Annotated in this window: 10 protein-coding genes; 9 read left to right on the plus strand and 1 reads right to left on the minus strand. The window is 62.1% G+C overall.

Going from position 1 to position 11801, the window contains the following annotated elements:
- Positions 1-28 precede the first annotated feature (28 nt).
- The 5 genes from C1722_RS16840 (at position 29) to C1722_RS16665 (ending at position 3654) form a co-directional block, all read left to right on the plus strand.
- Entirely contained in the window at positions 29-199 is a 171-nt protein-coding gene (locus C1722_RS16840) for a hypothetical protein (protein ID WP_180995017.1), read from the plus strand.
- Positions 200-242: 43 nt separating this feature from the next.
- Positions 243-2582, plus strand: a complete 2340-nt coding sequence (locus C1722_RS03395; protein ID WP_102377992.1) for a molybdopterin-dependent oxidoreductase — start codon at positions 243-245, stop codon at positions 2580-2582.
- 1 nt (position 2583) lies between these two features.
- A complete protein-coding gene (locus C1722_RS03400) occupies positions 2584-2928 on the plus strand; it encodes a 4Fe-4S dicluster domain-containing protein (RefSeq protein WP_102377993.1) in 345 nt (114 codons plus the stop codon).
- A gap of 75 nt (positions 2929-3003) precedes the next feature.
- Complete coding sequence (locus C1722_RS03405; protein WP_102377994.1) at positions 3004-3267, plus strand: hypothetical protein; 264 nt, start codon at positions 3004-3006, stop codon at positions 3265-3267.
- A 54-nt stretch (positions 3268-3321) separates the two neighbouring features.
- Positions 3322-3654 carry a hypothetical protein gene (locus C1722_RS16665; RefSeq protein ID WP_146040592.1) on the plus strand — a complete coding sequence of 111 codons (333 nt, stop codon included), beginning with the start codon at positions 3322-3324 and terminating at the stop codon, positions 3652-3654.
- Between the two features lie 175 nt (positions 3655-3829).
- On the opposite strand, the gene C1722_RS17535 is transcribed toward C1722_RS16665, so the two are convergent.
- On the minus strand, positions 3830-6016 hold the full coding sequence (locus tag C1722_RS17535; RefSeq protein ID WP_180995018.1) for a sigma-54-dependent Fis family transcriptional regulator: 2187 nt from the start codon (positions 6014-6016) through the stop codon (positions 3830-3832).
- A 250-nt stretch (positions 6017-6266) separates the two neighbouring features.
- Here C1722_RS17535 and C1722_RS03415 point away from each other — a divergent pair, with 250 nt between their 5' ends.
- The 4 genes from C1722_RS03415 to C1722_RS16845 form a co-directional block, all read left to right on the plus strand.
- On the plus strand, positions 6267-8165 hold the full coding sequence (locus C1722_RS03415) for a leucine-rich repeat domain-containing protein (RefSeq protein WP_425319362.1): 1899 nt from the start codon (positions 6267-6269) through the stop codon (positions 8163-8165).
- Positions 8166-8170: 5 nt separating this feature from the next.
- On the plus strand, positions 8171-9826 hold the full coding sequence (locus tag C1722_RS03420) for a vWA domain-containing protein (RefSeq protein WP_180995019.1): 1656 nt from the start codon (positions 8171-8173) through the stop codon (positions 9824-9826).
- Between the two features lie 61 nt (positions 9827-9887).
- Positions 9888-11387, plus strand: coding sequence for an AAA family ATPase (locus C1722_RS03425; RefSeq protein ID WP_102377998.1), 1500 nt, complete (start codon positions 9888-9890; stop codon positions 11385-11387).
- Positions 11388-11445: 58 nt separating this feature from the next.
- Positions 11446-11801, plus strand: a 356-nt coding sequence (locus C1722_RS16845) for a trigger factor (protein ID WP_219724271.1), incomplete at its 3' end; no start/stop codon positions are given.

Raw genomic sequence — 11801 nt, forward strand, 5'->3', positions numbered from 1 at the left:
GCAGGTTTTTCGGAAGGAGGACTTTGGTATGGCAGATGAAAGAAAGGACTTGGACAAGGATTTCCAGCAGGACAGGAAAGCCAAGCACATGGCTGATCCGAACAAGAACAAAGAGGCTTGGGAGCAGAAAGCCCAAGACGCCTCTGGACGCGATTGGACGAAGCCTCGGCGTCCGACGCTGAAAGACGGGGAAGTGTAGATCGGCCAGACGAGGAGAATTTGAGAGAGAGGGATAGCAAGCTATGCTTACCAATGAACTCGAAGGCGTCAACAAAGACGTCTACAAAACCGATTGGCAGTGGCAGGAAGGCGAGTACACGGTCACGCGTACGAACATGTGGACCGCCCCCGGCTGCCATAACGGTTGTTCCGTTCTGTATTACACCAAAGACGGCAAGGTCGAGAAGATCGAAGGCGACCCGCTTTCGCCCTACAACCAGGGCCGTCTTTGCATGCGCTGCCTCGACGTCGTCGAGACGTTCTACCATCCCGACCGCCTGAAGTACCCCCTGCGTCGCGTAGGCGAGCGCGGCGACAACCAGTGGGAGCGCATCACGTGGGACGAAGCGTACGACGACATCGCCGAGCACGTTCGTGCGATCTGGGACGAGTACGGCCCGGAGAGCATCGTTTCCATGCAGGGCACCGGCCGTAACATCTGCTGGCAGACCCCGTATCTGAGCTACGCCGCGTTCGGCAGCCCGAACTTCGTTCTCGGCTTCCTCTCGGGCGATGCCTGCTACCTGCCCCGTACCACCATCGGCCACTGCTTCATGGGCGACTTCTTCGTAGCCGACTGCTCGCAGCACCTTGAGAAGCGCTTCGCCGACCCCGAGTACGTGTTCCCCGATTACATGTTGATTTGCGGCAACAACGCTCTCATCTCCAACGGCGACGGATTCTTCGGCCACTGGATCGTCGACGTCATGAAGGAAGGCGGCACGAAGCTGATCGTGCTCGATCCCTCGTGCACCTGGCTCGCTTCGAAGGCCGAGCACTGGCTGCAGGTTCGCCCCGGCACCGATGCTGCAGTCGTCATCTCCATGCTGGGCGTCGTCATCGAAGAGGATCTCTACGATCACGACTTCGTCGAGAACTGGTGCTACGGTTTCGACGAGCTGGCCGAGCGCTGCAGGGAATACCCGCCCGAGAAGGCGGCTGAGATCGCCGGAGTCGACGCCGAAGCCATCCGCGCCGCTGCCCGCGCCTATGCGAGCGGCAATCCCTCCACCATCCAGTGGGGCCTCAAGGTCGACCAGACCGTCTGCGGCATCCCGTTGGCCCAGGCGTTGCTTTCCCTGGGTGCCATCTGCGGCGACATCGACGTTCCCGGAGGCATGATGATCCCGCGCTGCGCCTACGACATTCCCGACTCGTACGGTTGCGGCATGTGGAACCTCTCCGATGAGATGCTCGGCAAGATGCTCGGCGTCGACACCTCGCCGCTCCACGCGCTCGGATTCGACCCGACGGCGAACGGCGATACCGTGCTCCAGGCCATCGAGACCGGCGAGCCCTATCCGATCCGCATGCTGTTCATCCAGTCCACCAACCCGATCGCCAACATGGCTTCCGACGCTCCCCGCGTGTACCGCGCCATGCGCTCGGTGGATTACAACGTCGTCGTCGACGTGTTCATGACCCCGACGGCCGTTGCCTGCGCCGACATCGTGCTGCCCTGCGGCATGAGTTGCGAGCGCAACTCCGCCCGCGTGTGGTGGTGGCCGCTGCGCTCCATCGTCAAGGTCGCCGACTACTACGAGGCCAAGTCCGACGAGCAGATCATCCTCGAGCTCGGCAAGAGGCTCAATCCCCGGCTGTTCCCGTGGGAGACCGACGTCGAGCTCATGACGTGGTGGATCCAGTCCGGCAACCGCTTCCATGCCGGTTGGCCGCACAAGACCGACCAGACGTTCCTCGACCTGACCGAGAAGGTCATTGATTGGCCGGACGACTGGGCGTACCGCAAGCACGAGCTCGGATGGCTGCGCGACGACGGACAGCCCGGCTTCAACACGAACACCGGCAAGTGCGAGCTGTTCAACACCCTGTTCGACGCATGGGGATTCGATCCGCTGCCGTACTACGAGGAGCCGCCGGAGAGCCCGATCTCCACGCCAGAGCTGTTCGCCGAGTACCCGTACGTTCTGACTACCGGCGCCCGTACGTGGGAGTACTTCCACTCGGAGGAGCGCCAGGTCGCACGTCTGCGCGAGTCGCATCCCGATCCGCTGACCGACCTGCATCCCGACACCGCCGCCAAGATCGGCGTGTGCGAGGGCGACTGGATCTGGGTTGAGAACATGCGCGGCAAGTGCAAGCAGCGCGTGCGCTTCAACGCGTCGCTCAAGCCCGACACCGTGCGCTCCGAGCACGGCTGGTGGTTCCCCGAGACGGACGGCGCAGAGCCCAACCTGTTCGGCGTATTCGATTCGAACATCAACAACCTGACGGTTCAGGGCGTTACCGGGCCTACGCTGTACGGCGCTCCGTACGCCAACCAGATTTGCAAGATATATCCGGTCACGAAGGAGAACGACTGCTCGCCCAGCGAGATCGTGACTCGCAAGGGAGGTTTCTAAGATGGCGGAGAAATACGGTCTTTTGATCGACTATACGTGGTGCACCGGCTGCCACTCCTGCGAGATGGCCTGCAAGGTCGAACATGGCTGGGAAGCTGGCGAAGCCAACGGCATCCAGCTGTTCGAGGACGGCCCGCGCAAGATGCCGAACGGCAAGTTCGAGTACAATTACCTGCCCGTTATGACGTCGCTGTGCGACCTGTGCGCGGACCGCACCGCAGCGGGCAAGCTTCCGACCTGCGTGCATCATTGCCAGTCGGCTTGCATGAAGTACGGTACCGTGGACGAGTTGGCTGAGATGGCCAAGGAAATGCCCCGTACCTGGGTCTACGTACCCGAGCAGTAAGCATCGAGTCTCATCGGCGCTCCGTGTTTCAGCGGAGCGCCGAATCTGAGAATTCGTATCAGTAAGGAGATTGCCATGTGTTACAGACCAGCCAACACCGTCACTATCGTCAAATGCCTCGAGTGCGGTGCGTTCAACAAACCCACGAACGAGACGTGCTCGAAATGCGGAGCCGATCTGAACGAGTCCCGCAAGGCGGCAGACGAGGCCGTGGCTCCCCCCGCGGGCAAGCCCAAAGAGATTTCCCTCACGCCGCAGGGCCTCGATGGCGCCCCCAAGGCACCGGGAGCTCCCTCGGCCCCAAAAGCACCCGGCGCCCCGAAACCGCCGACGCCGTAGGGTCGTCGGGTTCGACGGCGTACGCCGGATGTTTCAGGATGAGGCGAAGCAGCCATGCCTAATTGCAGGACATGCAGTCCGTGGTGCAGTCGTTGCCATAAAAAGGCGGAGTACAAGTTCCCCGTCGAGTGTCCGGAATGCGGGTGGTACAACCCCTACGAACGGGAAACGTGCAAGAAGTGCGGCTCACCGGTCCCCCACAACGAAGGGAAGGCGGTAACCCACCTCAACGCCGAGGTGAAGAAATCCTGCTTCTTCTGTACGCCGTTCGAGAGGCCCTTGTGCAACGAATGCGTTGAGAAGGGGCGCACGAAAGTCTGCCCGGAATGCGGCAGCTACGTGTTGGGAACGCGGACCGTATGCAAGAAATGCGGGCATGCATTCTGAGGCGATCTGCTGGGCGTAAGCTCGAACGGCGTCGAGGCGCAGCCTGATATCGAAGCGGGGCAGGGCGCGTAGAACCGCGCTGAAAAGGTTTATCGGGCTGGGACGTGGTTGCCACATGTTTCCAGCCCTTTGCCGTTCTGGGATTTTGCGGCGATCGCCGCAGGCGGGAAGACGTTTACGAGTCTTTGAGCTTACGGTAGAGCGTCGCCTTGCTGATGTCGAGGATGGCTGCAGCTGCGGCGATGTTGCCGTCAGCCTGCCTGATCGCCTCGTTGATGGCGATGCGCTCGAGGTCGCTGAGGGAAAGCGTCGGCAAAGGTGAATCCTGCGCGACGCAGAACGGTTCGCTCGCGGTGTTCGATGCGGGAGCGCAGCCGTCCTGTACCTTGACAGAAGAAGACGATTCATTTTGGGTCAAGGCCCCGGAAGGTTCGGAGCCGAGATGTTCCGCTGGGGCGCGGTGATTGAGGTTCTGCGCGATGTACAAGGGGAAATCGTCTATGTTGATCACGCCGTTCTCGCAGGTGTAGTACGCGGAATATATAGCGTGTTTGAGCTGGCGAACGTTTCCCGGCCATGCGTAGACGCTGACGAAATGCGCGGCCTCGTCGGAGAGCGTGACTCTGCCGTTTCCGGTTCTGATCTGGCATTCGTTGAGGAAGAACCTCGCGAAGTAGAGCGCGTCGCCGATTCGGTCGCGCAGCGGGGGGAGATTGACGGTGAGCACCGATATGCGGTAGAGCAGGTCTTCGCGAAACCGGTGCTCGCTCACGAGCTTCGGAAGGTTCTGGTTCGTTGCGGCTATCAGGCGGAAATCTATCTGCTTGTACGTTTTCCCGCCGACGCGGATGACGCGCTTGTTCTCCAGGACGCGCAGCAGCGTGGCCTGGAGTTCGAGGGGCATGTCGCCTATTTCGTCCAAGAAAAGCGTGCCGCCCTCGGCAAGCTCTATCTTGCCTGGCTTGCCACCCTTCTCGGCACCCGTAAAACTTCCGCTCTCGTAGCCGAACAGCTCGCTTTCTATGAGGCGGGGGGGAATGGCCGCGCAGTTGATCGACATGAAGGGGCCGTTCGGGCATGCTTGATTGTGAATGGCCTGGGCGAACAACTCTTTACCCGTGCCGCTCTCGCCCATGAGAAGGATGTTCTCGGTCGATCGGGCGAATCGCGAGGCAAGGGCTTTCGCCTTGTTGATCTGGGTGCTTTCCCCGAGTATATCTTTGAATAGGATGTCGGCGGTGTCGCCGACTTTGCCGCGCGAGGCTCCGAGCGTCGTACGCTTGGCTTCCTTGAGCGATATGATGAAGCCTTCGAGTTCGCTCTTACTGCCGAATATCTGCGAGATCTTGGTTTCGTGGAGCTCCTCGTCGATGATGACCGTCGTCGAACCGCCCTGTTCGACTATCTCTTCGAAGGAGCGTCCGTCGCCCACGAGCGAGCGTGCGTTGGTTCCCATCAGATCCTCGGGCGGTATCTTGAGCAGGTGCGCGGCTTCGGGGGTGGCAAGCGTTATCGATCCTTCGGCGTTGCAGATCAAAACGCCGTCCTTCACCGCGTTGATGACGGTGCGCGAGATGCTCTCGAACCGCTGGGCCTCAAGGGAGGCCTGGCTGTACTTCTGCTCGGTTTCGGCGAGCTTGACCTCTTGCTGGTTGATGCGCAGCTGGTCGCTCAGGGCGATGGCGAGCGACGACACGAGGCTCATGGCATGGACGAGAACCTTTTCGTCGGATGGCGAAAGCGGACCCTCCGGTATGGATTGCGTGAGCGTGAGCGCTGCGATGCTCGTATCGGACTGGTCGATAACCGGCGCGGCGCAGGCTATGAGGCCCTGCAGGGCGAAGCAGTAGTGCTCGGGTCCCACGACGACGAACGGTTTCTTGTAGCGCATGCACAGGGTATGCGCGTTCGTTCCCACGTTCCCTTCGTCGCAGCGGTAGAGCGGGCCGACGAACTGATGCTGGTCGAGGTTCCCGATCTGGACGAGCGCTATGCCGCTTGCGTCGAGCAGTTCGAAAATGTAATCGTTCTGCAGGTTCAGCGATTCGACGTTCTTGATGAGCGAGCGAGCAGTATCCGCTATCTCGGCGTTTTCGGCGAGAACGCGCTGAAGCTCATCCTCGGTGATGTGCTCCCCGAGGTCGGAGTCGTCGGGCTTGAGCCCGCTGCTGTACGAACGAACCCACGAGTCGGCTATTTCGGGTCGCACGCAGCTTGCTTGGAAGGGGTCGGCATCGTTGTTGAGGAAGTCGAGCTTAGCCTCGAAGATGCAGTCCCAAAATGAATCGTCTTCTCGAATGGATCTGATGAGTTGGAGGTCTTCCACGTAATCAGAGTCCACGGTACCTGCGGCGTTGTCCATAAGAGCCTCCGTGCGCTGGCAATAAAAGTGCTTCATGACATTATAGGATATCATTGTGGTTCAAGCTAAAGTAGAAGATCATTTTGAGAAAAGCCTCAAGGGCGAGAACCCGCCGACGTGCGAGTCGCCGTTGCGCGGCGCCGTCGGGCNGTACCGCTACCGCATCAACGGTTCAGGTGCAATCCGGCTGCTTGCCTACGACGGTTGCGCTGCCAGCGTGGACGTGCCGGAGCGCATCGACGGCGTGAGCGTGGTTTCGCTTGCGACCAACATCTTCAGAGACCACGAGGAGATCGAGTGCGTCTCGCTGCCCGATTCGATCGAACATGCAGGCAACCACGTGTTCGACGGTTGTACCAACCTGAAGAGCGTCAGGCTGTCGGCGGCGCTCGCGGATGTGAACCCCACGATGTTTCTCAACTGCCCAGCGCTCGTCGAGGTCACCCTGACCAGCCCCGTGGTTCGCCTTGAGGGCAACTCGTTTTCCGGCGCTCCCGTCAGAACCGTTGCCTTCGGTCCGCTCGTGGAGACCCTCGACGCGAAGCCTCTCGGTCTGCCTCATCTCGAGAGGATACGGGTCGACTCCGAAAACAAGCGTTTCGTCACCGATGGGCGGGCGCTCGTCTCGAAAGACCGCCGCCGTCTCTACCGCCTTGTCGTTGCGGGCGAGGCCTACGAGGTGCCCGAGGGATGCGAGGTCATCGACGAGCGCGCTTTCGATTCGCTTTCGGAACTGAGGGAGGTGACCCTGCCGAATACGCTGACCCGCATCGGCAGGATGGCATTCGCGAAAACGTCCCTGGCGAAGGTCCGCTTGCCCGCTTCGCTCGAGTCGATCGGGAGCAAGGCGTTCTTCCACTGTTCGAAGCTCGAGCACGTCGAGATGCCGAGCGGGTTGAGGGAGATCGGCCCCGAGGCGTTCGCTTTCACCGCCGTCTTGCGCGCCGAACTGCCATGCGCCTTGGAGCGCTTGGGGTTTCGCGCGTTCGACCACACGCCTGCGCAAGAGCGCGTAGCCGATGGGTGCCTGCGCGTTGACGCGGGCAATCCCTTGCTTGAGCTGGACGGTGAAGGCGGCCTGTATCGCCGCGATACGTTCCTTGAGCTTATTGGGCCGGTTGGGCGCTACTGCGTGCGCCCCGGCACCCGTGCGATCGCAGACGAGGCGTTCAAGCGCCACGGGAAGGTGCGCGCGGTCGAGCTGCCCGAAGGCGTGCTCGAAATCGGACGTGAGGCGTTTCGGGGCAATCGTCAGCTGCAGCACGTCGGGTTGCCCGAAAGCCTTGCGCACATCGGTGACGGCGCGTTTCTCGACACCTCCATCCGATCGCTTCGCCTTTCGAAGAACGTGCGGCGCATCGGGGACGGTGCCCTGCTCGTCCAGGGCTCGAACCAGCTGATGCCGCGGGATCCCCTCGGATCGCTGCTCCTCGATGCGGAAAATCCCGTGTTCTATGTGGAAAGCGGGCTTCTCTGCGAGCGGGGCGGGGCGAAGGCGGGCGGCGACGCGTGCATCCTGTACGTGGGCCCCGATTCCGTCGTGAGGATTCCCGATCGAGTGGTGCACATCGCCGGCCTCGCATTCTGCGGTACGTCCGGCGTAGACGAGCTTTACCTGCACGGCCATCTGCGCAGCATTTGCATCGGTGCCTTCTCGACGGCGCGCACCATTCCGCTCGTGCACGTGGAGTTTCCCGAGCCCGTCGACGGCTACGCGTCGGGCGATTTCCCGGTCCCCGACCTCTCTTCGCGGTACCGATCGCCGTCCTACCTGTTCGATGCGGGCCCGGCGGGAACCGTCTTCGACTTCGACTACTACGATTCGTGGGCGACCCATGCGGCCGACGTCGGCCAGTTCGCCTCGGCGGCCCTCGAACGTCTGAGGCATCCGATGCGCCTCGCAGACCATACGCGCGGGCTGTACGAGGGCATCATTCTGCGGAAGAACCGACCCGTGTGCCGCCACTTCGCCGAGCGGGGCGATCTGGAATCGTTGCTGTGGCTGGACGGCAGGGGGCTGCTCGACGCCGACAGCGTCGGGGCCGAGCTGGACGCGGCGATGCGAGAGGGGAGGACGCAAGCTACGGCATGCCTGCTCGAGCTTCGGCACCGATCGACGCCGAACGCGGGCGTGGACTTCAGCTTGTGAGACGCATGAAAGACCTGACACCCATAGCCGAGGGAGACGTGGTGCTCAAAGAGCGAAAGCTCGGGCGCGCACAAGGCGACCCGGCGCCCAAGGTCGGCCTGTCTTCGGAGAAGCGCATGGCCGAGAAGCGCGAGCGCTACGAGCGCTGCTTGCCGGTGGCCGCCGACATCCTGGAAGAAGCGCGCGCATCGCTTGCGGTGCGCTTCCGCTTCCTCGACCGCGCGCTGTGGCGCATGCCGCTCGTGCCGAGCTTCGAGATCTACGGCCTTGCGAGCGACGGCGCGAAGCTGTACTTCGATCCCGAGTACGTGGTGGCGCGGTTCAAGATTTCGCCGAACGAGGTGGTGCGCGACGTCATCCACTGCCTGTTCCACTGCATATTCCGCCACCCGTTCATGCTGTACTCGGTCCTGCGCCAGCCGTGGGACGTCGCGTGCGACATAGCCATCGAGGCGCTGCTGCTCGACCTGGTGGGCGACTCCTTTCCCTGCAACATGGACAGGCGCGCCAAAGAATCGCTCAAGGTCATCGGAGCACAGCTCGGCGGCGTGGTGACAGCCGAGCGGCTGTACCGCTTCTTCGCGAACGAGGGCAACCAGATAGATCTGCGCTCGCTTGCGCCCCTGTTCTACCACGACTCCCACGGCCTCTGGTACGGCGAGGGGCAAGACGGTGCGGTGGGGGGCGCCCAGGGCGCCGCGCGCCAGATGCCGGAGGATCGCGAGGGCGGCGAGCTGCCCGCAACCGAGGGGAGCGAATCCCTCGACGACGCGTTCGATGCTTCCTCGCAAGGGGAGGGGGGTGGGGATCGGGATGGCGAAAAGGCCGACGACCCGCAAGACGAAAGCGAGGCCGCCGACCAGCGGGAGCAAAGCGATGCCCCGGAAAACGAGGGCGGCGCGGAGGACGCACCGGCACCCGACGAGGCGCTCATGGAGGCGTGGGAGGATATCAGCCGGCGCATCCAGATAGAGCTCGAGGCGCATATGCTTCGGCAGGGCGACGGCGCGGGAAGCTTCGCCGCCGCGCTCGAAGCGGTCAATCGGGAACGCTACGACTACGCCGAGTTCCTCAAGCGCTTCGCCACGCTGCACGAGCGCATGCGCGTGAACCCCGACGAGTTCGACTACATCTACTACACCTACGGCTTGAACCGATACGGCAACATGCCGCTGATCGAGCCGCTCGAATACAAGGAGACGCGTTCGGTGCACGATTTCGCCATCGCCATCGACACCTCCGAATCGGTTTCGGGCGATCTGGTGCAGGCTTTCATCCGCAAGACCTACAACATCTTGAAGCAGGTCGAGAGCTTCGCCGACCGCGTGAACATCCACATCATCCAGTGCGACGCGCGGGTTCAGGAGGATACGGTGATCACCTCGCTCGACGAGCTTGACCTCTACATCGACACGATGGAGCTCAAGGGGTTCGGCGGAACCGACTTTCGCCCGGTGTTCGAATACGTCAACCTGCTGGTGGAAAAACGCGTGTTCTCCGATCTGCGGGGGCTCGTCTACTTCACCGACGGGCAGGGCACGTTCCCGTCGAGAAAGCCGGCCTACGAAGCGGTGTTCGTATTCCTCGACGACGGTTATTCCGATCCGGTCGTACCCCCGTGGGCGCTGAAGGTCATCTTGGACGAAAGGGGGCTGCCGTGACGGATGGCGGTGCGAACAGCGGGCGGCAAGAACGACGGCAGACGGATACGAGGAGCAGACGATGAACATTGCAGATGCTAAACAGCAGGTGAAAGATACGATAGAGGCGTATTTGGCCACCGATGCGCACGGTCGGCCCCTTTTGGACATCGCACGGCAGCGCCCGGTGTTTCTCGTCGGCGCACCCGGCATCGGGAAAACGGCCATCATGGCCCAGATCGCCCAGGAGCTCGGCATGGGGCTCGTGTCGTACTCCATGACGCACCATACACGCCAAAGCGCGCTCGGCCTGCCGTTCATCGTGCACGAAGAGTACGAGGGCACCGAATACGAGGCCTCCGAGTACACCATGAGCGAGATCATCGCCTCGGTGTATACGTACATGAAAAATACCCAGGTCAAACAGGGAATACTGTTCCTCGACGAGATCAACTGCGTATCCGAGACGCTCTATCCCTCCATGCTGCAGTTCCTGCAGTTCAAGACGTTCGGGCGCCATGCGGTTCCTGACGGGTGGATCATCGCCTGCGCGGGCAATCCGCCCGAGTACAACAAATCGGTGCACGAGTTCGACATCGTCACGCTCGACCGCGTCAAGAAGATCAGCGTCGAGCCCGATTTCGGGGCATGGAAAACCTATGCCGTGTCGAAGGGCACGCATCCTGCCGTCCTCACGTTCCTCGAGATCAAGAAGAACCGCTTCTACTCCATCGAGGCGTCGCTCGAAGGGAAGTCGTTCGTCACCGCGCGCGGCTGGGACGACCTCTCCGACATGATGGGGGTATTCGAGCAGCTGGGCAAACCGGTCGATTTCGACCTGATCGTGCAGTACGTGCAAAACGATACGATCGCCCGCGAGTTCGCCGCCTACTACGATCTGTTCAACAAGTATCGCGACGACTACCGCATCGACGAGATACTCGACGGCGGCGACGTGGACGAAATTGCCGATCGAGCGGGTTCGGCGGAGTTCGACGAGCGTCTTTCCCTCATCGGCCTTCTGATCGACGCCGTGTGCGGCGAGATGGCGGCCGTTATGGGCGATACCGACGTGCTCGTCGCCCTGCGCGACGATATGCGCAGCGTGAAGGTTGCCGTCGAGGACGGGGGCGACGTGCGGGAGTGCATCGAGTCGGTTGAGCGCGGCCGGGCCTCTCAGCTCGAGCTTGCGGTTGCTGCGGGCACCATCGGGAAAGGCCGCCGCGAGACGGTCGAGCGCGTGCTCGATGATCTGGCCGATTTCAGACTCGCGGTGGGCAGTGCGGATTCCCCTGCGGGTTTCGCGTTCGTTGCGCAGGCGTTCGACGACAGGGTCGATGCGCTGCGGGCCCGCGCGGATGCCGTTGAAGCCCGGCTTGCGCGTGCGTTTTCCTTCGTGGCGGCCGCGTTCGGCGAGCAGCAGGAGATGCTCGTGTTCACTACGGAGCTCACGTCGCGTACGGGCTCGGCGCGCTACATAGCCCAGTACGGAAGCGAGTCGTATTTCGCCCACAACGCCGACATGATACTTTCGGAACGCCAGCGAGATCTGCGCCGACGCATCGAAGACCTGAGCTTATGACGCGTTCGATACGCGTTTCGATAACGGAAAGCACCTTAGGAAAAAAGGAGAAGGAACAATGAAGAAGTACACGCTCACCTCGTACGACCCGATCGAGCTCGACCTGCCGAAACCCCAGGTTCCCGAATCGCTGGTCGACGCCCAGATCGAGAAGCTGCTCGAGCCTTTGGCCGAGTACCGCGAGATCGCCGAAGATCGCGGGGTCGCCATGGGCGACCACGTGGTGGTGACGACCGCCGATGCGCGCATCGGCGGCAACCCCGCCTCGAATTTCGTGCTGGAGCACTCGCTCTACCACGTGGGCGGAGGGGAGATGCCGCGCACGTTCGACGAGGAGCTCGTCGGCATGGCCGCGGGGGAAACGAAAGAAGCCGAGGCGAAGATCAAGCGCCCGCCCGCGCAAGACGGCGATGG

It is taken from the genome of Raoultibacter timonensis, assembly GCF_900240215.1.
Taxonomy (GTDB): domain Bacteria; phylum Actinomycetota; class Coriobacteriia; order Coriobacteriales; family Eggerthellaceae; genus Raoultibacter; species Raoultibacter timonensis.

Bases quoted from the DNA above. Each gene is read 5' to 3' on its own strand.
- C1722_RS16840 (WP_180995017.1), top strand. From the start codon at position 29: ATGGCAGATGAAAGAAAGGACTTGGACAAGGATTTCCAGCAGGACAGG.
- C1722_RS03395 (WP_102377992.1), top strand. From the start codon at position 243: ATGCTTACCAATGAACTCGAAGGCGTCAACAAAGACGTCTACAAAACC.
- C1722_RS03400 (WP_102377993.1), top strand. From the start codon at position 2,584: ATGGCGGAGAAATACGGTCTTTTGATCGACTATACGTGGTGCACCGGC.
- C1722_RS03405 (WP_102377994.1), top strand. From the start codon at position 3,004: ATGTGTTACAGACCAGCCAACACCGTCACTATCGTCAAATGCCTCGAG.
- C1722_RS16665 (WP_146040592.1), top strand. From the start codon at position 3,322: ATGCCTAATTGCAGGACATGCAGTCCGTGGTGCAGTCGTTGCCATAAA.
- C1722_RS17535 (WP_180995018.1), bottom strand. From the start codon at position 6,016: ATGGACAACGCCGCAGGTACCGTGGACTCTGATTACGTGGAAGACCTC.
- C1722_RS03420 (WP_180995019.1), top strand. From the start codon at position 8,171: ATGAAAGACCTGACACCCATAGCCGAGGGAGACGTGGTGCTCAAAGAG.
- C1722_RS03425 (WP_102377998.1), top strand. From the start codon at position 9,888: ATGAACATTGCAGATGCTAAACAGCAGGTGAAAGATACGATAGAGGCG.